18 protein-coding genes and 1 pseudogene are annotated in these 21491 nt (G+C 63.9%); 10 read left to right on the top strand and 9 right to left on the bottom strand.

Translation table 11 applies throughout. The annotated features are described in order from the left end of the window. Positions 1-9: 9 nt before the first annotated feature. On the top strand, positions 10-354 hold the full coding sequence (locus ABT392_RS11110; RefSeq protein ID WP_464970976.1) for a DUF3223 domain-containing protein: 345 nt from the start codon (positions 10-12) through the stop codon (positions 352-354). 129 nt (positions 355-483) lie between these two features. Here the strand turns inward: ABT392_RS11110 and ABT392_RS11105 are convergent, their stop codons facing one another. Further along, positions 484-1269, bottom strand: coding sequence for a helix-turn-helix domain-containing protein (locus tag ABT392_RS11105; protein WP_464970975.1), 786 nt, complete (start codon positions 1267-1269; stop codon positions 484-486). Here ABT392_RS11105 and ABT392_RS11100 point away from each other — a divergent pair. The 5 genes from ABT392_RS11100 (at position 1268) to ABT392_RS11080 (ending at position 9151) form a co-directional block, all read left to right on the top strand. Next, the gene (locus tag ABT392_RS11100) at positions 1268-1510 is read left to right on the top strand and encodes a hypothetical protein (protein ID WP_334275909.1); all 243 of its coding nucleotides are present in this window, start codon (positions 1268-1270) and stop codon (positions 1508-1510) included. The two genes, ABT392_RS11105 and ABT392_RS11100, sit on opposite strands and share 2 nt — an antisense overlap. A gap of 443 nt (positions 1511-1953) precedes the next feature. Then, a complete protein-coding gene (locus ABT392_RS11095; RefSeq protein ID WP_334275908.1) occupies positions 1954-2454 on the top strand; it encodes an RNA polymerase sigma factor in 501 nt (166 codons plus the stop codon). A 16-nt stretch (positions 2455-2470) separates the two neighbouring features. Beyond that, positions 2471-3538: a FecR family protein gene (locus ABT392_RS11090; protein WP_334275907.1), complete on the top strand. Its 1068-nt coding sequence runs from the start codon at positions 2471-2473 to the stop codon at positions 3536-3538. Positions 3539-3611: 73 nt separating this feature from the next. Then, positions 3612-6638 carry a TonB-dependent receptor gene (locus tag ABT392_RS11085; RefSeq protein ID WP_334275906.1) on the top strand — a complete coding sequence of 1009 codons (3027 nt, stop codon included), beginning with the start codon at positions 3612-3614 and terminating at the stop codon, positions 6636-6638. Positions 6639-6739: 101 nt separating this feature from the next. Continuing rightward, positions 6740-9151, top strand: coding sequence for an alpha/beta hydrolase family protein (locus tag ABT392_RS11080; protein WP_334275905.1), 2412 nt, complete (start codon positions 6740-6742; stop codon positions 9149-9151). 36 nt (positions 9152-9187) lie between these two features. Here ABT392_RS11080 and ABT392_RS11075 read toward each other — a convergent pair whose 3' ends face one another. Next, positions 9188-10210, bottom strand: a complete 1023-nt coding sequence (locus tag ABT392_RS11075; protein WP_334275904.1) for a nucleotidyl transferase AbiEii/AbiGii toxin family protein — start codon at positions 10208-10210, stop codon at positions 9188-9190. Next, a complete protein-coding gene (locus ABT392_RS11070) occupies positions 10203-10799 on the bottom strand; it encodes a DUF6088 family protein (protein ID WP_334275903.1) in 597 nt (198 codons plus the stop codon). Before ABT392_RS11070 ends, ABT392_RS11075 begins: the two co-directional genes overlap by 8 nt. A gap of 360 nt (positions 10800-11159) precedes the next feature. On the opposite strand from ABT392_RS11070, the gene ABT392_RS11065 reads away from it, so the two are divergent. After that, complete coding sequence (locus tag ABT392_RS11065) at positions 11160-11858, top strand: glutathione S-transferase family protein (RefSeq protein ID WP_334275902.1); 699 nt, start codon at positions 11160-11162, stop codon at positions 11856-11858. Here ABT392_RS11065 and ABT392_RS11060 read toward each other — a convergent pair. The 5 genes from ABT392_RS11060 to ABT392_RS11040 form a co-directional block, all read right to left on the bottom strand. Further along, entirely contained in the window at positions 11844-12746 is a 903-nt protein-coding gene (locus ABT392_RS11060; RefSeq protein ID WP_334275900.1) for a LysR family transcriptional regulator, read from the bottom strand. The genes ABT392_RS11065 and ABT392_RS11060 overlap by 15 nt on opposite strands. Positions 12747-13007: 261 nt before the next feature. Further along, entirely contained in the window at positions 13008-14834 is a 1827-nt protein-coding gene (locus tag ABT392_RS11055) for an ABC transporter ATP-binding protein (protein WP_334275899.1), read from the bottom strand. A 30-nt stretch (positions 14835-14864) separates the two neighbouring features. Further along, the gene (locus ABT392_RS11050) at positions 14865-16661 is read right to left on the bottom strand and encodes an asparagine synthase C-terminal domain-containing protein (RefSeq protein WP_334275898.1); all 1797 of its coding nucleotides are present in this window, start codon (positions 16659-16661) and stop codon (positions 14865-14867) included. A 16-nt stretch (positions 16662-16677) separates the two neighbouring features. Then, a complete protein-coding gene (locus ABT392_RS11045; RefSeq protein ID WP_334275897.1) occupies positions 16678-17406 on the bottom strand; it encodes a lasso peptide biosynthesis B2 protein in 729 nt (242 codons plus the stop codon). A gap of 109 nt (positions 17407-17515) precedes the next feature. Then, the gene (locus ABT392_RS11040) at positions 17516-17650 is read right to left on the bottom strand and encodes a rubrivinodin family lasso peptide (RefSeq protein ID WP_334275896.1); all 135 of its coding nucleotides are present in this window, start codon (positions 17648-17650) and stop codon (positions 17516-17518) included. A gap of 301 nt (positions 17651-17951) precedes the next feature. Between ABT392_RS11040 and ABT392_RS11035 the strand changes: the two genes are divergently transcribed. Continuing rightward, on the top strand, positions 17952-18989 hold the full coding sequence (locus ABT392_RS11035) for a hypothetical protein (protein ID WP_334275895.1): 1038 nt from the start codon (positions 17952-17954) through the stop codon (positions 18987-18989). A 136-nt stretch (positions 18990-19125) separates the two neighbouring features. Beyond that, positions 19126-19944, top strand: coding sequence for an NYN domain-containing protein (locus ABT392_RS11030; RefSeq protein ID WP_334275894.1), 819 nt, complete (start codon positions 19126-19128; stop codon positions 19942-19944). Between the two features lie 92 nt (positions 19945-20036). On the opposite strand, the gene ABT392_RS11025 is transcribed toward ABT392_RS11030, so the two are convergent. Beyond that, positions 20037-20267 carry a helix-turn-helix transcriptional regulator gene (locus tag ABT392_RS11025; protein WP_334275893.1) on the bottom strand — a complete coding sequence of 77 codons (231 nt, stop codon included), beginning with the start codon at positions 20265-20267 and terminating at the stop codon, positions 20037-20039. Positions 20268-20402: 135 nt separating this feature from the next. Here ABT392_RS11025 and sucA point away from each other — a divergent pair. Continuing rightward, positions 20403-20927, top strand: a pseudogene (gene sucA, locus ABT392_RS11020) (2-oxoglutarate dehydrogenase E1 component); the annotation flags it as partial. Positions 20928-21491: the final 564 nt, after the last annotated feature.

Here is a 21491-nt window from a genome sequence, read left to right as displayed (position 1 = left end):
GGTGTCATCATGGGGAAAGTCGTGCCCATCAGCTTACCAAACGGTCGATATTGGCCGAAAAAGGGTGACGCGGTGGACCACTTTAAGGCGATGCTCGCCCGGCACTCGGATGGGGCTCGGGTTGTTGACTCCAACGACCACGGTGACCTTGCGGCGCTGCTTCAAGTCTATGACTCAGTGCTCAGTGCCGACGAGCCCACAAAGGCTGGCCTGGGCGTCTCACACTTCGAACGGCGGATGGACCGAGATCACCCCGGTCATACGTCCTGCTTCTTCGTCGTGCGCATTGATGGAACGAGTATCGACTTCAGTACCCGACGCGCGCTAGACGTCGCCGGCTCCAAGGAGGGCTGACAGGCTTGCGAGCGGCACGCTGCAGAGCGGTCTTCACGACGCCTGCTTGAAGCGCGTGGGAACGGCGTGAGTTCCAGTTCGGTGCCGAGTCTGCGGCTTCTGGTCGGGACGCCGACCGAACGCCTGAGGCTAAGTTTCCTCCAGCAGTCCGTAGGCGGCAGCCCGGGTTGCGGAGGCCTTCCTTCCTGCACAGTGCAGGCGGGTGTTGATGCGCTGAAAACGTGAGTCGATGGAGGCGATGCTCAGGCCGGTCAGCTGTGCGATCTCTTTGGTGCCGAGGCCTCGCCATTCCATCGCGAGCAGGTCCACGTCCGATCCCTTGAGCTTCGCGGCCGTTCGCAATCGCTGCTGGAGGTAGCGGGTCAGCCAGTCGTGCAGTTCGGCGGCGAGCGACCGGGCGAGTGTGCGCACGATTTGGGCTTCGGCGCCTTCGAAGTCATCGGCTTCGTCGCTGCCAAGGCAGAGCATTTCGATTCGGTTGAGGTTGGCGCCGGCTGGCGTTGGCACGATGAAGCAGGAACGGAATCCATACTGGCTTGCGAGATTGATGGCCTCTTGGTCTGCGCCTTCTTCGATCCTCACCTGGCGGTCGGTGCCGGGGATCGTGTGCGTGCGTGCGAATCGGAACCAGGGGTGCGTCAGGATGGGCCCGAGGCCGTCTTGCGCAGGCGCGTAGTCTGGGTGGCAGGCGAAGAGGGTGAGGCAGGAGGGTTCAGGGCCGCCCTCTGGGATGGCCGCGGAAAACAGGCTCGCGCTGGCGCCAATCGCCGCCGTGGCATTGACCAACCTGACGAGGAGTTCCGGCGGATCTGTCGCCGCAGGGATCTGCACGATGGCGTCCAAGGCTTGGGCTGGGTAGTTCGCCGTTCGCGCGCGCTCCCGAATGCTCATGCGAAGTGGGACTGTCAAAGACATGGGCGAACTCCTTTCTGAGCTGCGCAAAGCGGATCGGGTCGTCGAAGCGCAGCGGATCGGTGGCCAGGAATGCGTCGAATTGCTCGCGTGTGGCGAACAAGGTCCAGGACTGCGCATGGGCGTTGCCATGGACCCGCCGGGTCCGACTTGCCGCCACGCCGGACGGCACAGCGATCAGGCGGAGCCGGGCAGCGGGCGCGACATGTTGCGGGAGTTTCCCCGCGTGTTCTCCGGTGATTGACGCGATGTTGGCTGTGTTTCGGTGCGTCACGGTGTGCTCCCTGCAGACGCTGACTCAGTGCGTTGACTGCGTCTTGCGCGTACGGAATGATGTTGATGTCTGTGTGTGCTTTCAAGAGCTGATGAGGGTTTGAATTCCGCCGTTCGGAAAATCCGCACTTGACGTGGTGCGCGTCTCCACGCCGCTTCGATTTGCCGCAACGAAGCGTTCTTCCTGGGCAATGGCGTCTGGATCCGAGGTTGTTAGCTCGTGACGGTGCTGCGTGCGGCCAGATGAAACAGTCGGCCGGAAGCTGTTGGCTGGCCTTCGAACGTGGCGGTATTCGTTCGGCTCTCGGTGCTCACGCCGAATGTGGCTGGCGCTGTGGGGTTTCCCGCTCAGGGCCGCTGGCCTAAGATCGTGGCGATCAACTCCGATGGCTTCGGGCTGGAACGGGAGGTTCCATGGCAACGGTCAAGGATTGGCGAGCCCTGTTCTCGCGCGTGAAGGCTGCGCTAATGCACCGTGGTTGCACGAGCGACGACGCCGATGACCTGGCTCAGGAAGCCTACCTGAAGCTCATGTGCTACGAGCTCAAGCACACGGTGATGAAGCCCGATGCCTTTTTGATGCGAACGGCGCTGAACCTGGCGATCGACGCCTATCGGGTGCAGCGAAATCGCGGCGAACTGGTGCTGCTTGAAGAGATGACGCTCGACGAGTTGGTGCGGGCCGACCCGGTGCCGACCACCGAGGCCACTGTGTTGGCGAAAGAGCGGCTGGCACGACTCGCCGAGAGTCTGATGGACGTCGGCGTCAAGACGCGCCGGATCTACCTGGCGCATCGCTTGGACGGCATGACGTATCCGGAGATTGCGCAGCACCACGGGATGAGCGTCAGCGCCGTCGAGAAGCATATGGCCAAGGCTACGATGGCGGTGATGCAGTGGATGGAGGGCTGGTGAGATGGGAGCCGGTGGCATGAACAGCCTGGACGGGTCGGATAGCACGGGCGGCGATCCTGCGCCCGTCGTGACGCGCAAGATCGCTGCAGAGGCTGCGACCTGGATCGCCCGTCTTCACGGTCCCAGCAGGTCGCCTGAGATGGAACAGGAGCTGCGCGAGTGGCTGTCGCGTTCCGCCGCCCATCGCCACGCTTTCGAGAAATGCACCGATGTCTGGCAGGAGGTGGAGGGCGTCAGCGTGGCGGACGTCTACGCCGGCGTTGCGGCCCGGTCATTGAATGCCGCCCTGGCGGGCGAACGCAGGTGGGCACGCATGCGGTGGCCGCTGGCGGGCCTGCTGGCGGTGTTGATCGCCGCGGCAGCATTCGCGGCGCATCGGTGGTGGGGCGTGGATGTCTACGCCACCAAGGTTGGCGAGCAGCAGCTGTTGTTGCTGGAGGACGGCACCCGCCTGTCCCTGAACACGGACACCCAGGTCCGCGTGGAGATCGACTCTGCTCGAAGATCAGTGCGCGTCGAGTGGGGCGAAGCGATCTTCGAGGTCGCCAAGGACCCGTATCGCCCGTTCGTTGTGCGCGTGGCCGACAGCGAAGTGCGTGCCATTGGCACCGTCTTTGCGGTGCGCCTGCCCGGCCGCAGCACAGATCACCGCGATGAACCGGTGGCGGTGACCTTGATCGAAGGGCAAATCAGCGTGCGCTCCGCCGTCGGCGACGCGGGGCAGGGCGTAGCTTCGGCGCAGCCGGTGACGATGCAGGCGGGTGATCGCATGCTGCTGGTCGGTACTCAAGGAAGGCCCGGCGTTCCTGCGATGGAGCATCTGGATCGACCTCATCTCGACCGCCTGGTCGCATGGAAACGCGGTGAGATCGTGTTCGACAACATCCCACTGCCTGAGGCGGTGGCCGAGATGAATCGCTACACGCGCACGCCGATGGTGTTGATCGGTGATGCGACCGCGCTGCGCGTGAGCGGTCTGTACCAAACCAGCGACAGCCCCGCCTTCGCGCGGGCTATCGCCGCGCTTCATGGACTGCAGGTCCATGAACATGCGGGACGTCTTGAGCTGGCCACCACTCATTAGGAGTAGCCCTGACGGAAATCATTCGGTGCTCTCGTCATCTTGTTATCACCCCACAACAAGACGAGAGGCAAGAATGATTCGCAAGATCTTCCATGGCGCGCGCCTGAGCAGCAATCACTTTCGGGATGGCACGGTCATCGCACTGATCCTCTGTTGCGGCCTGGCCTGCGCGGCGGATGCCGTCAATGCAGTGCGCCATCGCATTGATCAGCCTTCGCAGCCACTGGCTGAATCGCTGCGCGCCATCGCCCGGCAAACCGGTATCTCCGTCATCTTCGATCCCGACAAGGTCAACGGACGAAGCGCTCGCGCAGTGTCGGGACAACTGACGGCAGAGGAGGCGGTGGCGCGGGCCTTGGAGGGCTCAGACCTGGTGTTGACGGTGATGCCGGACGGTCCGATCGTGATCCGGGCTGCGAGGACCTCGCCAGCCTCTGCTCCCCGTCCATCGACTCCGGCCGGCAAGCCAGGGCGCGCGGGAGAGTCTGGCACCGCTCCCGTTGCGGTCCTTGCGCAGGCTTCTCCTGCAACGCTGACCGATGCTGCGCGCGGGAGGGCCGCCGACACCGCTGCAGCCCCGACGTCGCTCACGCGTGTCGAGGTCACCGGATCCCGCCTCAAGCGCATCGACGCGGAGGGTCCGACGCCGGTCAATGTCTACACCCGGGCGGATATCGAGCGCAGCGGTCAACCGACGCTGGATCGCTTCTTGAGCGGACTGAACGAGGTCTCGATGAACCCGGGTGAGGGCGGATCAAGCCAGACGAACGGGCAAGGCTCGGTGCAATTGCGCGGGCTGCCGCTGGGATCGACGCTGGTGCTGGTCAACGGCCGTCGATTGCAGGCAGCGGGGTCGTCGCCGGGCAACTTCTTCAATCTCAGCGTGATCCCCATGGCGGCCGTTGAGCGGGTCGAGATCGTGCCTGTCGGATCGTCTGCCGTGTACGGCGGTGATGCGCTGGCAGGCGTGGTCAATATCATTCTCAAGAAGCAGATCGATGGCATCGTGCTCGACGCGCGGGCGGGCTCTGCCAGAGGCGTTGGCGACGGCAGCGTGTCCCTGGGCACGGGCGGCACCGATGAAACGGGCTCGTTCCTGGTGCTGGGCTCTTACCGCAAGGCCAGCCCGCTGACGATGTCCGAGCGCGGGTATTTTTCAGATGGGGACTACCGCCGCTTCGGGGGCGTGGATGGTCGGACGCGGTTTTGCACGCCAGGCACGGTGAGCAGTTCGACCGCCGCGAATCTGCCGGGTTTGAACAGCACCTTCGCTGGCATCCCTTCGGTTGTAGCGGGGCAGCCGCTCACCGTCGCCAGCTTTGCGGCGACATCGGGCCAAGCGAACTTGTGCAATTCGATGGCCAATGGCCACGGCAGTGCGCTGGTCCATGGCTTCGAGACCTTCGGCCTGCATGCCGGTGGCGAGCGTCATCTCAGTGAGGCCTGGACAGCGTTCGGCGAAGTGACGCTGGCGCGTGAGCGGCTCCATGCCGAGCAGGCCGGCCTGCTGCTCAACAACGTCCTGGTACCGGCGACCAATCCCTACAACCCCTTCGGTGTGGCGGTGCGCGTCAACGGCCGGCTTGGATTGGAGAACGGTGCGGAAACCTTGCACCGCGAGACCGACTTCAAGCGCATCCTGTTGGGGGTTCGCGGCGATCTGGGGCCGGGATGGGAGTTGGAGGCGACCGCCTCGACCACGCGGGACGATGGACTCAATACCCTGTCCAACACCACCGCGAATGTGGCCGCGCGCACCGCCGCGCTGGCGTCTTCGACGCCGGCCACCGCGCTCAATCCGTTTACCGCTGGTCGTGCGGCCAGCGACGAGGTGCTGCAGGCGATCTGGCAGGACTCGAATCGCGATGGGCGTGGTCGCAAGGACCAGGCCAGTGTGTTCGTCCGCGGATCGGCGCTGACCTTGCCCACAGGCAGCGTTGACGTCATCGTCGGCGCAGAAACGGCACATGACCGCTACCTCTCCGCCATCCGAGGCGGCAACAGCGTGGGCGGTAGCCGTTCGAACAGCGCGGTCTACGGCGAGGCGCGGATACCGCTGTGGAGGGCCGACGCTGCTGCCGGTCCTGCGCGGGATCTGGCCGCGCTCACGGTGGCCGCGCGCCGGGACGTCTACAGTGACTTCGGTGGCGCCAACACCTACCAGGCAGGGATCGAAGTTCGGCCCACGCGAGGCAGCCTGCTGCGCGCGTCCACGGCCACGTCTTTCAAGCCGCCCACGCTGCTGCAGACGAATGTCAATGACGTGTCGCTGACCACGGACGCCTATGCCCTCAGGGATCCCCGGCGAGGCAATGCACTGATCACGGGCGGCGAAGTCCTGCGGACGACGAATAGGAACCTGAATCCGGAGATGGGTCGGGCCATGTCGCTCGGCGCGGTGTGGGAGCCCGAGTCTGCCGCAGGTACCCGGCTCGGCCTGTCCGCCTGGCAGGTCAGGATCAATGGGTTGATCTCGCTGCTGTGGCCGCAGACTGCAGTGGACAACGAGGCGCTGTTTCCCGGCTTCGTTACGCGCGCACCGACGGTCGGCGGCGTACCCGGCGCGATCACTCGCGTGCTTTATGCCGAAGTGAATTTCGGGAAGGTGGACACCGCCGGCGTCGATATGGAGATCGCGCATGCCTGGAAGACTGCGGGCGCGAAGTGGACTGCATCGGCCAGTGCCACCCGCACCAGCAAGTACGACGTCGCGCTGGCGCCAGGAGCGGCGGTGACTCAGCGCCTGAGCCTGCGTGCAGTCGACTACTGGGCGCCCAAGTGGAAAGGCCGGATTCAGGCAGGGGTCGAGCAAGGTGCCTGGGGTCTGGGCCTGACGAGTCGCTACCTGGGGGCCTACCGGGACATGGCGCCGGACGGGCGGGCCCTCGGCAACTACTGGGTTCATGACCTGTCGGCCTCCCTGGACTTGAAGCGCTTCGGCCTTGGCGTCTCTAACCTCAGGGAAGCGCGCCTTTCTTTGGCGATTGCCAACGTCGCCGATCGCCAGCCCGAGTACGTTGGCACCTCTCCGTACTACGACGTCACCCAGGCGGACTGGCGCGGGCGCTACACGACGCTGCGTGTGTCGCTGAGCTGGTAGCACGAACGCGCTGCCCCGGGGCGGTAGTTGCGACCGCCTGCATTCCGTACTGGCTTCCTACCCCCTCATTCTCTGTCCCGGCCCTGTGCCGAGATTGCGCCATGCTGTCTAAAAATCTCTTCAATACGCTTCTTGCGGGCAGGGTTTGGCTCTGTGTTCCGAGGGCGCTTCTGCTGGTGCTCCTGCCGGCGCTCACCGTGGGGCTGGCCAGGCCATCGATGGCAGGCGTCGGCCCGAGCGTGCAGGAAGTGATCGAGTTCACTCGGATCATTCAACCTGTCAAGCTCGACGACGACACGTTGCAGACCCAGATCTCGCCGGACGGCGAGCAGCTGTTCATCGTCACTCGCAAGGCGGATGTGGCGACCGACAGGAACCGATTCGATATCTTGCTGATGGAGGTGTCGCCCGCGCGGCTCGCGGCCCTGAAGGGGCTGCCCCCGGCGCCCACGCGTTTGGTGTCGGTGGATGCTGTTCATGACAAGGCCGATGCGCATCCTTCCTTGCGGGATGCTCGATGGGTCGGCAACCGGACGATCGTCTTTCGGGCTCGGATGAACGATGAGCCGTACCAGGTGTACCGGGTGGACGTGCTCACGAGGAAGGTCTCGCAACTGACCTATGCGCCGCTGGGCGTCGTTGCCTTCGATGTGCCGGATGATCTGCGCCGGGTGATCTACCTCACCTATGAGCCCAATCCCGCCATTGCGCCCGGTTCGCGTAGCGTCATTGCCGGCGCTAAGTCGTTCTGGAGTGTTCACAGTCAGCAGGACAACCTGGAGGCGCAGCTCCGGCGATACCAGTTCTATCTGGCGGAGGCGGGATCGCGCACGCCGGCGCGTGCGCTCGGCACCTCGTTCGCGGAGAGTAGCAATGGAACACCGAGGGCCAGCATTTCGCCGGACGGCCGTTGGCTGCTGCTGCCGAAGTACCGACCGGATCGCCAACTCGCCTGGGGCAAGCTGTATCCGCCCGTCGCCGAAGCATCGAAGCAGGACAGCCCTTCCTTGATGCGGGATCCTCTGGGCTACTACTCGCGGCCGGCGAGCTACGTCACGCGCCAGATGATGGTGTATCGGCTCTCCGATGGCCAGGAGCGTGCGGTGATCGACGCACCGGATGACTCGCGGGGCGGCAATCAGCAGCGCACCGATCGTTTGTGGCTGGACGGCGGTCGGTCGGTGGTCATTGCTGGTACCTACCTGCCTCAAGGCGGTGGTGCCGGGGCGGCCAACGACGCGGCCTCGCACATCATCGAGTACTGGCCAGCCTCCGGCGAGTGGAAATCCATCGCGGTGCTCAAGCAACGCTTGCAGAACGCGCACGCCATTGCCGGCACGGAGGGCGACTTCATCGCGATCGATGGCGACCAGCGGCGCGTCTTCAAGCGTGACCCGAAAGGGGGCTGGCATGAGGCCTCGGAAGCGGCGTCCGGACAGTCCCAACGCCTGGACGCACCGCAGTCCTGGCGCGTGCTTGTACGGCAGGCCTTGAACCTGCCGCCTGACATTGTCGCGACGGGGCCATCCGGCCAGGAGGTGCGCCTGACCGCGCTGAATCCGCAGTTCTCTGCCGCGCAATGGGGCACGATGAAGGAGTTCAGTTGGACGGACGCGAAGGGCAGGAGGTGGGACGGCGGCTTGATGGTGCCTGCCGACTTCAATCCCCGCAGCAAGTACCCCTTGGTGATCCAGAGCTATGGATTCTCGGCGACGCGGTTCTATCGGGACGGTTCGAACATCTACGACGGTTTCACCAGCGGCTTTGCCGGCCGCGCATTCCTGCGCGAGGGCCTGCTGGTGCTGGCGCTGCCGTGGCGAGCCTCAAGCGGCGCACCGAGCGACGAGCACGGGTCCATCGTGGCGTTCGGCGATGGCGTGCGCGCGGCCATCGAGGCCCTGGTCGCCGAGGGCCTGGTGGACCGTGAGCGGGTAGGCATCTTGGGTTGGAGTGCCACGGGGGTTCGGGTGCTGAACCTGGTCACCTTCACCGATGTGCCGATCCGCGCGGCCACGATGATGGACGGTGATTCCAACACGCTCTACTCGATGACGATCACCTATGCGGTGACGGATGGGATCCAGGCGATGAAGGAGAACGCGAACCAGGGCGGGCCGTTCGGTGAATCCCGGGAACGCTGGATTCGCAATGACCCCTCGTTGCACACCGACTGCGTTCGGGCGGCGCTGCGGATCGAGTCTTACAGCGTCGAGCCGAAGAACAACTGGGACATCTATGCGCTGCTGCGCCGGCAGTACCGGCCCGTCGAACTGATCAAGTTCCCGGAAGGCGCCCATGCACTGTCGCGCCCCAGCGAACGGATGATCTCGCTGCAGGGGAACGTGGACTGGTACCGCTTCTGGCTGAAGGGGGAGAGGCGCTCCGAGCTGGTCATTCCCTCGGAGACTGCCGAGAGCCTGAAGGAGCAGTACGCACGGTGGGACCAGATGCTGCCGATGAAGGAGGCTGCCGATGCAGCGCCGCGGTGCGACCGTGTCGCGTCCCGCAATTAGGGCCTGAGATTTCGGCCATGTCGGCGTATCAGGCGTTCACAGCTGGCGGCTTGCCGCGTTCGCTTTCTCTTGAATGCTTCGGCATTGATGGAGGAGGGCATCGAAGGACTCGACCTCATCGAGAAACAGGCCGTCGTCAACCATGTGTTGGTAGTCGGTGGCCAACTTGGCCAAGGCACTGTCGTCGGGGACGAGTTTCAGACCTCCCGAGACCGCAGCTTGGTAGTCGATCGACTGGCCGTCCGGACCCTTCTCTGCGAAGAAGATGCTCTTGTGATCCGCCACCGCCTTCGCCAGCGCGGTGTCCTGGATGGCTAGGTCTGCAATACCTGCGGCGTCCAAGCGGGTCACGTCATGCCAGTGGCGGGCGAACCGGTCGCCGCCCCGAAAAACCCCTTGAGCGCAGAAAACGTGAATCGCTGTGGCCTTCTCCCAGAAGGTCCGTTCGGCGCGCATCACCTGCGGCGTCGCCTCGGGGAACTTCACGCCCTGCAAATGAGCGGCGGCATCGCAGACAACGGCGCGCTGCTCTGACGGCTCGCCCGTGGATCGAGCGCCGAATTCGAGCATGACGGCCGGCGGCACGTAGCCCGTTCCCGAGACCAGTGGCGTGTAGTCGATGAACACCTTGTCGTCTTCTGCCCGGGCTGTGGCCGGCAGGCCATGCTGCTGCAGGTCCTGCTGCAGCCGCGGGACGACTTCGGCCGCCACCCAGTGGGCCAGGCGGGTGCGTATTTCCTTGCTCCACCTCTTCTCCTGACTCTTGGTGGCCGGGAGCGGCGTGCCCGCATCGCCGATCAGATCGCCGGCGATGGCGCGAATGTCATAGGTGAGATCCACGTCCTCTGAGAACCGCTGGATGACGCCATAGGCCTTCGACAAGGAGGTGCCACCCTTGAAGACAAGGTGAGGCGCATAGGGCGCGGCGAAGACATGTCGCAGCGACCACACGACCCAAACGTCCTTTTCAAGGAGGTGGGGAGGGCGGCCGGACGCATCGGCGGCCTGCGCGAGTGCCTCCAGGCGCTCGTTGGCCGAGAGCTGGAAGAACTCAACCATGCTGTACCAGGGCGCTGACCTCCTGCGCCATCCACGTCGGCAGGCGCGCACGTGCAGCTACCACTTCCTTCATCTCGGACGGCGGCAGTTTGGCGCGCAATGCCCGCAGCGCTTCGCCGGCCTTCTCCGGCCCCAGCCAGGCCAGGGCCCGCACCAGGTCGCCGGCGGCTCGGCCAGGAAAGATCAACTGCCACACCGGCGCATGCCGAAGCTCCACCGTCTGGGCGCCCAGCTTCAAGCGGCGGCTGGGGCCGGACGTCAGGTAGACGGCCCGCATCGGCACTTGGGTGGTGAGGCCCAGTGCGTTGGCCGCCGCCGCACCATGCGACACGATGGTTTCCGCGCGCTGGCTCGCCAGCCCTTCGACCATCTTGGCGGTCGAAGGGGCCCTGGAACCGAACCGGCTCTCAATCGGCAGGACATAGATGCCGCGGCCAGCGCGCAGCAGTGTGCCGCGTTGCACAAGGCGGGACAGAACCTGGTCCACCGCGGCCCGGCTTCCCAGATGCAGCAGTTCCTTCGCGACCAAGGGGGTGCCTTCCGGCAATCCGGCGGCGTGCTCCAGAACCTGTTTGGCGAGGGTTTGCATGGGGATGGCTTTCAACTGGTAGAAGTATGAACGAGTTTCTGACAGTTTTCAAGCGGCTGCGGATGGCGGGGCTGGTATTGCATCCAGCTTGCATCGCAATTGACAGATGTGGTGCTGCGGCCCCTGCCATGCCTGGATACGTTGTCGTCGGCCTGCGGTCACGGCAAGGATTTCGCTTGCCACTGCGCTGGAGAAGCGGGCCATGTCTTGCTCCGGATGGTCAATGGGCACCTCTTCCAGTCGTCGCACGTGAGCGCGCGCCAGCCACTGCAAGTTTTCGCACAGTGGCCTGCACAAGCTTTCGATGGTGCCACGTGCAGGCGGTGCGTAAGGTCGTGTGCTCATCCACAAGGACCTGGCATGCACCACTTTGAACTCATCAGCAACATCCTTTGCCCGTTCACCCAGCGGGCGGCCATCCAGCTCGCCGAGAAGGGCCTGCAAGCCCGGCGAACCTACATCGATCTCGCCGACAAGCCGGCTTGGTTCATCCAGCTCTCGCCGCTGGGCAAGGTGCCGGTGCTGCGCGTGGGCGGCACCGCTGTCTTTGAAACGGCCGTCATCTGCGAGTACATCGAAGAGGCGGCCATCGGCCAGGCGCCCATGTGGCCGGCCCAGCCGCTGGATCGCGCTCGCCACCGCGCCTGGGCCGAGTTCGCCTCGACCGTGATCGCCGACGTGTTCGGCTTCTACATGGCCCCGGACGAGGCCGCCTTCGAGCGCAAGCGTGCGGAGCTCGCCGGGCGCTTTGCGCGGCTCGAAAGCCAGCTGGCTGGCGCGGGGCCGTACTTCGATGGCGAACGCTTCGGCCTGGTCGACGCCGCATTCGCGCCCATCTTCCGGCTGCTGGAGACCTTTGATCTGCTGGCGGACTTTCGGCTTCTCCAAGGGCTGCCTGCAACAGCCGCCTATCGTCTCCAGCTGGCAGCGAGGCCGAGCGTGCACGCGGCCGTCGTGCCCGACTACGGGCAGGTCTTCCTGCGCTATCTGGCCGGGCGGGGTTCCTACATGGCACGACTCGCGGCAGCCGCCGTCGAGTCGACCTCAGTTGAGGCCTGACATCAGCCGGGACGATCGCGCGATCTCCTCGGCCAGCGCCGCGCTCGCACGGCGCATGCGCGGCACGCGAGCGACATCCTCGTGCATCAACAGCCACAGCGGCTGTGCCAGCTCGTCCAGCGGCGGACCGAGCCGTACCAGCTCCGGGATCGACCCGCCAACGAAGCAGGGCAACACGGCGCAGCCGATTCCCGCGCGCGCCGCCTGCGCGGCGCCGAGCAAGGTGTTCGCGCGAAACCGCACCTCGTCGGCAGCGACGTTGCGCGCCAGCCAGCTTCCGGGCGCACTGCAGGCCAGGCCTGCGTCGAAGCCAACCCAGGGCAGACGGGCCGGCGGCGTCGACGCATCGCGCGTCCCGGCCAACTGACGCGGCGCATAGACCGCCATCGCCACGGTGCCCACCTCGCGTCCGCGCAGCGTCTCCTGCGGCGCCCGGGTCACGCGAAGTGCGATGTCCGCCTCGCGCTGCGCCAGCGAGATCACGTCGTTCGACACATGCAGCTCAAGCTGCAGCCCGGCATGCGCCCGGCAGACGGCGGCCAGCACGTCGGGCAGCAGGTACTCGGAGACCGCATCCGGCGCCGTGACGCGCACCGGCCCGTCATGGCCCTCGTCGCGCCCGCCAATACGACGCTCCAGGCTGGCGACCTCGTCTCGAAAGCGAAGCGCCAGCGCCCTGACTTCTTCGCCCGCCTCTGTCGGCCTCAAGCCACCCGGGGTGCGCTCGAACAAGCGCGTTCCGAGCCGCCGCTCCATCAGCTGCAGACGGCGCGACAGCGTTGGATGGCTGACATGCAGCGTGGCAGCCGCGCCGGACAAGGTGCCACTCTCCATGATGGCGAGGGCAATACGCAGGTCGTCCCAATCAAAAGCGGAGGTGCGGCTCATGGCTGCCATTGTCGCTGCACGCATCCGAGATGTTGACTCCCGATTCGCGGACCGCGCAAGCGCTCGGCTCTGCAAACAAAGTCCGCAATGAAAGCGGCTGGCGTCAGTCAGCTCGACGTAGTCAATGGCCGTAGCCGCTACATGCTCTCGCCTATTGCGTGTTTCGGGCGCTCGTGCCCATCTAATTCGGTAGCAACTGGACTGAATTGCCCCGGGTTTCGTGGAGGCCATTTGGTTTAAGTTGGGCCGCCATGGACATTTTCAGCAACAGGTTGTCTGCTGTCCATGCCACATTGAGGCGTAGATACCGCCGCGGGCGAGCAGCCGTGCGTGGTCGCCTCGCTCGACGATCCTGCCCTCTGCCAGTACGGCGATCTCATCGGCATGCTGGATCGCCGTGAGCCGGTGGGCGATTGTGATTGTGGTGCGGCCGACTGAGATCGCCTTGATGTTCTGCAGGATCGCGCGTTCCGTCGGGCCGTCGAGCATCGAAGTCGCCTCGTCGAACACATACACCAACGGGTCTTTCAGGATCGCGCGCGCGATCGCAATCCGCTGGCGCTCGCCCCCTGAGAGTTTGAGTCCGCGCTCGCCAATGGCCGTGTTGTAGCCACAGGGGAGGGCGGCAACGAAGCCGTGCAGGCCGGCCAGACGCGCGGCATTCTCGATCTGCAAAGGCGTTGCGCTTTCCAGGCCAAGACCGATGTTTGCAGCGATGGAGTTGTTGAACAGCGCCAGGTCCTGCGGCACGACGGCAATCATTGATCGAAGCTGGGCCACTGGAAGGGTGTTGATCGGAATGCCGTTGAGCGCGATGCTGCCGGCGTCGGGTTCGCAAAGTCGGAGCAGGAGTCGCACAAGGGACGATTTGCCGCAACCGCTCGCGCCGACGACGGCGATGGATCGGCCCGCCGGCACTTCCAGAGTGAAGTCATTCAACACCGGTCGGCCACCGTCGAACGCCAGTCGGACGCCCCGAAAACTCACGGTCACAGCTCGGCGCCCAGCTTCCGGGTCATCAATCGCGTGATCGCCGTAACGGGAGTCAGTGTCGACTGCGTGCTGCCTCTCCTGCATTGCCTCAGTTGGCGTTTGAAGAATCTCGATCAGGGGACGGACGAAGGCGAGTCCTTGGGACACGTCGCGCACCGCGCTGCACAGCATCTCAAGTGGGCGAACCATCTGCAGCATGTAGAGGTTGGCCAGCACGAAGCCCCCAACTGTGAGCGTCCCTTGGGACACCGCGTGCACGGAGATGGCGAGGGATGTGGCCAGGCTCAGGGTGAAGATCACAGTGACCGCGACACCTATGGCCGTGCGCGTCCGATGCAGGCGCATCCAGCACGCTTCCAGGGCGCGAGAGAGTTGCGCGAAGCGATCGACGGTGCTGCGCTCGGCGCCGAAGCACTTGATGGGTTCGTAGTTGATCAAGCTGTCGGCCAGATGCGAGTGGGCGTCGATGGTTGCCTGCGAAACGGCACGTGCGGTTGCGCGCAGCCGGGCCATGCGCAGGCTGATGGCGATCGAGAGCGCGACCGCGGTCATTGCAAAGCTTGCCGTCATTGCGGGAAGGCCGAGTGAGACCAGTACGAGCGCGACGGTCACGCTCTCGACCATCACGGGCACGACGCCATTGACGAGGCTGGAGAGAATGATCTGATAGCCTGAAACGGCCTGCAGCAGGCTGTGTCCCAAGGCCCCACTTCGCCGGGCCAGATGAAAGCTCAAGGGCAAGTCGAGCAGGTGCTTGAAGTAGCGCAGGCGCAGCCCCGCGTAGAGGCCTTGCTCCACAGTCCCGATGAGCAGGGGGCGGATTTCGGTGACGAGGCGGCCGATGCTGAGACATAGCAGGTATGCGAAGCCAAAGCCTGCGATGCCAAGTCCCGTCAAGGTGGTGTGGGGCGCCTGAGTACTGCCGCCACCGCTCGCGGTATCAATCATCTGCTTGAGCATCAGCGGCGCAATGCCGGCAAGGACGCCGCCTGCCAGAGCCATTGCGTTAGCCGCAGCGATGCGTCGGACCATGCCCGGATTCATTCCATCGAACAGCAGCCGAAGGGCGGAGCAGAACTCTTTCAGTGACGGCATGACGGCACTTTTCCGGTGGGGACGGCTTCGCTACTGCGTCCAGCGGGAGAGCCAGGCCTCGACGGCGACCAGGCCATGGATCTGGCTGGGAGAACAGGTCAACGTCGTCGGTCTACCGGACAAAAGCTCATCTACCTTGCGTCGGTCAAGGATGCCGCGGCGGCTGAGTTCACCTTCAAGCAGCAGATCCCTCACGAGATCGATGTTGGTGTCCAGCACGGCCTTGATGTGTTCCTCCATCCCGCCTTTGGAGCGGCGGTTGGCGATTTGCGGTGGCAGATCCGCCGCGAACGCGGTCCGGGCCAGGGCCCGTCCCCGTCCGCCGTGCGCCAGCACATAGGTCGGCAGTCGAAGGCACAGCTCCACCAGTGGCTGTGAAAGCAGGGGGTAGACCAGTTCCGGCGCCAATGCCTGTTCGAAGGGGTCGTAGTAGCCGACGGGATGCATCAGCGCCACGGTCTGCATGTACTTGCCGATCGGCAGGAGGAGGGCCCCCTCGGGCAGTGCTGGATGCATGTAGCGCTGGTCATCCGCGTGTGCCGATATCCAGTCGCGATCCAGCAAGGGGTGCTGCATTCTTGGCAACCTCGCCGACAGATCGGGGCGCATGCGCTCTCGCACAGCCAGCGCAAGCGTGCGCCAAACGGACAACTTTCCCAGCCGGGCTGCGTCGAGTGCGGCAGCCGGCAACCCAGCATCAAGGCCGTTGTCGTGCAGGTAGTCTGCTGCAGGCCACCAGCGGGGCAACTCATAAAACAGCGCATCGCCTCCCGCGCCGGTGAACATTGCGCTTGCGGCGTGGGCGGACGCCAGCCTTGCGTCAGTGGCGGTGTTCATGCCGCCCACATAGGTGACCGGGTTCGGCATGCGGGCAATTTGCAGTACGCGCTCGATCCGGAACCCCAGGTTGCGCTCGCTCAGCAGCAGGTCGCGCCCGACCCGGCTCGCGGCCATCAGCGCATAGGGACGTTCGTCGCTGTCGGCGCCTGGCGAGTGGTAGTTGACGCAGATCACGTCGGCAGGCGTGCTGCCAGGGGCCAGGCAGCAGAGAAGGATTGACGAATCGACGCCGCCGGACAGGCGAAGCAGCAGGCTGTCGTAGCACGACGCCCACGCACGCGTGCAGGACCGCACGGCCTGACCCAGCAGGTGGCTCGCTTCGGCGATGTCGTACCTTGTCGGCGTTCGGGCGATATCCACGGCGCTCCAAAGCAGGACCGATCGATCCGTGTCGAGGTCGAGAATCTCGCCGGGGAGGACTTGCGAAATGCCGGCCAGTGCTGTCTCACGACCACCCAGCGGGCCACGTAGCATCTGAGCCGTCAGGACATTCCAATTGACAGTGGGGCGCTCCGAGGGACCAAGCATCTGCAAGGCATCCTCAAGCCAGGAGAAGACGATCGAGACGCCCTGATATCGGAACCGGAAGCAGGGCAAGGTCCCGCTCGGATCTCGCATGACCAGGTTGTCCCCTGCGGCATTCCGAAGAAGTGCCACGTAGCGGCCCCAGTAGCGGTCCACCAGGACGCGGCCGCTGCTTTCGAGAATGCTGGCCGCGTCCGTGCAGTTGATGCTTGCGCTGGGCGCTGCGGTCGAATCGAGCTCCGCGCGTCGAAACAACTTGCCGAAAACCACCCCCAGCCCGCCTTGCAGCGGCCAAACCTCGTTGATGCCTGGCCTTGTTCCCGTCGCGAAAACATGAAGGCCCGGTCGCAGCAGGGCGGCATTCCAGTCGGCGTTCTGCTGCCACCCTAGGCTGAAGCGCTGAGCCACGGCAGCAGCTTCTGGCGACGACTCTTTCCAGGCGAGGGCGACATATCTGAACATGCTGGCAACGCTCGGGCTATACAACAAGGATCGGACGGAACTGACGAACGTACGCGTGTTGATCGTTCAACACGGTTTTGCCGCATTGCACCCATGAGTGCGCGCCGAAAGGACCTACCTTGACCCCAATGACCCAGCGTGGGGCGAATCCCTCTTTGGCAAGAAAGGTGACGAGCGTCAGTGAGTCCAGCAGGCACTTCTCTCGCGCTGTGAAGACAAAGGGCCGGAGCGCCTCGTAGGCAGCCACCCCTGACCTCATGCCCTGAAGCGATTCAGCCTCTGGCATGAGCAGCTGCGCACGGCGAGCGGCAATCGAACGGGCGACCGTCTGCAAAGAGTGGTATCGCAATCCCCACGCCGCGATCGCGACGCTGGTCGTGAACTGGAGGAGGCGTCGCGTGCCGAAGTTGCGAAACGCTGGCGAGACCTCAACATCCATCGACGCTGTCGCGTCCTCGAGGTTGATCATCGGTGGTGGGTCGGACAGATGCTTGGTCAGAATTCCTTGGGAGAGGAGACTGCGCGCACCGTCAGCGAATGCGTCTTGCCGCGTCTCAGCGTCTTCGGCCATCCCGGTGTGTACCGGCCAACCGTCGACGCGGCCAGCCAGCGCCCGCGATACCGATTCAGTGACACCAAGGTAGCGGTCGCGTTGCAGGTCGAGCAGGATGACGCCGCGGCCGCAATTGCATGCGCGGATATGGGATGCGAGTCTCAGTCGATCCGGGGATATGGCGTCTGGCATCGATCCCTCTGCCAAAGGTAGGGCCCATCGGTGCCGCCGCGGGTGAGGCTCGCGGCGGCGTACAGGGTGCTAGGCACGAACTGCGGATCGCGGTTCGCGCCTAGATCTGTCAGGGCTCAAGGCGCCCGGGGATCGACAGATCCTCCTCGGCGTAGATCACATCCGGGAAGCCCATGGTCAGTGCCTTGGCATCGCCGAGGTCGACGACTTGCGGCTCCAGTGCCGCTTGTGATTGCTCGTTCATGATGAACTCCTTCAAGTTTCGGTTGAGTCCGATGCCCTTTGGCCGGATTGCCATCGGGCGACCTGAAGTTAGTCCAAGCTGCCGACACGGTCGATGGATGCGAGGCTGCGATATGGATCGTTCGGCTGCCGATCCCGGGGCCTGACGCTGGGTCAGCGGAGACAAATCCCAGGCGCCTACAGCATGCCAAGCACCCTGTACTTGTTCGGCTGTTTCGATCATTGCAGTGGAGTTTTTATGAAAACTGCTGATCGCATAGCCAGTTAGGTGAGGGTTTGACTCACGGCATCGTCATACATGCATGGGAGTTGAAAAATCAGCGGAGGGCGCGCAGGGCGCCGGGGCGACGGTATGGAGTCTGACCTGGCAGTCGATAGCTGGCCGCGACTTTCTCGCGAGCAAGAATCTGATTGCGAGAATTCGAGAGCGCCTGATCCGCGCGCATCGGTCACCCAGCAAGGTGCTCCTCTACTTTGTCATGCTGCCATCGGAGATCCATGCCGTCGCGCGGATCGATGGCGGCGAATCGGTCGCAAGCATTACCCGCTCATTCAGCCACGTTTTGTCGCGATGGGTGCGCGAAGCGCAGGCCATGCGAGGTCCAGTGTTCGCCGGACCCTGCCATATCGAGCCCATCATGTCCGAGGCGGCCCTGCGCAGTGAAATCCGCATGTTGGCATGGCGACCGGTGAGACGGACCTCATGCAAGATCGCCACGCATTACCCGCATGCGGCACTTCGGGTTGCCCTGGGGGCCAAGGCCGGCGAAGGCTTTGATGCCGGGCCGTTACGCGCAGTATTTGGAGAGTCCAAGGCCGAGGCGCGCGCTGCGATCCGACGCTGCATTCGCAGGGCGCCGACGGACGATGAGTGGCGGGTCTGGGAGCTGATGCGCGGGCTTGAACTGCCGGAGGAGCATGTTGGATCTGAGCAGGTCAAGGTGGTGACCAAGCCGCTCGGCGTCGTCGCGGCATCCTTGATTGTGGCTGGAGGGAGCTTTCGCATCGATGATGCACTCCGTCTGCTCGAGGCGTGGGTGACAGCGAAGATTCATCCAGGTCGCAACATGGGCCATGCCAATCGATCTAGCATGTTGACTGTCCGAGGGCGTGCTTTGGTTGCCTGTCTGGCTGTCAGCCACGGACTTTGCTCAGCAGCGTTTGTGGCTCGACATTTTGAACGGGCGAAGGGCACGCTGAGCGAGCAGATGAAAGCGTGTCGATCACGTCACGCAGATCGGCTGATCCTTGCAACACCCCTTTCCCGCATCCTCGAAGAATCGGCTGCTCTGCGCGCCTCGGATGGCAGTCAACGGCATTGCGCGTGCAACCGGCAATGATCGCCGCTTGTCGCGGACGAGGACGTTTGACGTGACATGGCCCGATGGCCGTGGCCCGGGCCAAGATCAAGCCAGGTTGCCATTGCAGAGCATCAGCACAGTAGGATGCTGCGTCTGAGAGCTTTGGGAGAACAAGATGGCCTACGGGGATCGCGAGGAGAATCGATCGGTCGCGCTCTATTGGGACTTCGAGAACTTGCATGCGGGCTTGGCGGAGGCGAAGTTCGGCGAGGGCTACTACGCTAAACCTGACACCAGGTTCAAGCCGCAGGAGCCGCTCGTCGATGTCCAGGCGGTGACGGAGTTGAGTGCCTCCTTCGGCCCCATCGCAATCAACAGGGCCTACTGCAACTGGCAGTTCTACGGCCGCTATCGGGATGCTTTGCTTCAAAGCGCAGTTGAGCTCATCCAGTTGTTCCCGCCGGGCGCGTCCGCGAAGAACGGTGCGGATATCAAGCTCTGCCTCGATGCGACGGAGGACATCAGCCGCTTCGGGCATGTCGGCACGATCATCATCGTCGGTGGCGATAGCGACTTCATGCCCGTGGCGCAGAAGATCAAGGCTGCTGGAAAGATCCTGATCGGCGTCGGCACGCGCAGGAACACCAACCGCCATTGGGCAAAGAGCTGTCATGAGTTCAGGTATTACGAGAACTTGGTTGAGGATGACGTCGCCGAGTCGCTTGCCAAGCCAAACATTGGTCCCGCCGCTCCGCCTTTACCACCCGCCGACCCCGCAGCCGAAATCCTGAAGCGAGCCATTCGTCTGCTTGCTGAGACCAAGGGGGAGCCTTGGGTCAACAAGGGATCGGTCTGGCACATGGTCAAGCGGCTGGATTCGACGTTTGATCCCAAGGACCATGGTCACGCAAATTTCGCGGAAATGGTGAAAGCCTTGGATGCCTTGGTGGAAGTGCGAAAGGGCGACTCGGATCACATTGTTCGCCTCAGATAGGAAGCCGACACCCGTGGACGTAGATTTCGCGACTTGGCGAGACGCTGAAAATGCCCGGATGGCGAGGCGGTCTGGTCCCGATCATCCCGGCCCTAGTGTGAAGTTGGTTTGCGTGCACGGCTCCACTGTTCCAGGTCCGATAGCCGCCATCCAACGGCCCGGCTGGACAGTTGCACAGGCGGGGGGAATTGGCAAGCAGCCACAAGCCGATAGATTGTTGATCGGCCGAGCCCAGTCATCTGCCGGACCGCTGCAATTCGGACGAAGCGCGATGCCTGCGGATCAACGCCACCGGCATCGCTTGGGACGGGGAGAGCACTCATGGCCAGACTCCATCGGTGATGTTGTTTCAAGCGTAGGCCCGGTTGGCGGATAAGCGCACGATGACTTCTATCAATAATCAGTCGACGGCCATCAGGGGAGGTGGCCGTCAAGCAGCCAGGGAAGTGGAGGCACTGGCCACAACTGACGAAGGCCGCCACACGGTCGCCCCAGTGCTGACCAACTTCAAGAGCAAGTACGCCACTGACTGGTCGCCGTACCTGGGCAAGAAGTGGACCGCCAGCTGCGACACCGCGCTGCCGGTGGCCGAGTTCAAGCGCCTGGCCGAGAAGATCACCACCCTGCCTTCTACCTTCAAGGTCCACTCGTTGGTCGAAAGGGTCCTGGCCGCTCGCGCGGCCATGGGCCGGGGCGAGGTCAACATCGACTGGGACATGGGCTAGCACATGGCCTTCGCCTCCCTCGTGGCCAGCGATTACCCGGTGCGCCTTTCCGGTGAAGGCTGCGGTCGCGGCACCTTCACCCACAGCCATGCCGTGCTGCACGACCAAAACCGCGAGAAGTCCGAGGAAGGCTGCTACATCCCGCTGCAGCATGTGGCCGAGGGGCAGGCACCCTTCGTCGTCATCGACTCGATCTTGTCCGAAGAGGCGGTGCTTGCATTCGAGTACGGCTATGCACTGGCCGACCCGGTGACGCTGACGTATTGACGGCGTTCGAGGCACTGCATACAGTATTTACTGTATAAAAAGACAGTCCTATTTTTGAGATTCGAGGGAGCTTTCATGGGTACCAACACAAGGTCCACTTCCCGCGGAGTTGCCTCGCTGGCGGGCAAGACTCTCCAGAGTGGGACGGCAAGCGTCCGGCGCGCGTCAAGCTACTTGTCGCCTGAGTCATGCAGCTATTGGTTGTTTAGTGATCCCGCTTGACGACTTCGTGCCGTTCAAAAATCACGTTAACGATCTGCGCAGTCGAAGTCATCCGTAATCCTGCTGAGAGGGATTACGCCGAACCGCGGACTTGGGCGAGTAGCGCGCGCTTGACGCAGCGTCGATTTCAAGAGCGGTCGTCGACCAGCAGCAGTTATTCTTAGGTTTTCCATGGACTTAGCGCTCACTGGTCAAATCGGCATCCTCGTTTCGTAGATCACTTTTTGAGCGCAATTCGCACATATTTACAAACCTACCCACAAACCCGACCTGTTAGGTCTTACATCAGGTGGAACCCTGCATGCAGTCTTGAGAAGGCTCATTTGGAGCATT

The sequence above is a fragment of the Paucibacter sp. JuS9 genome (genome assembly GCF_044043925.2).
Lineage (GTDB): Bacteria > Pseudomonadota > Gammaproteobacteria > Burkholderiales > Burkholderiaceae_C > JAUASW01.
The sequence above is the reverse complement of the archived record's forward strand: the minus strand, read 5'-3'. Positions and strand labels throughout refer to the sequence as shown.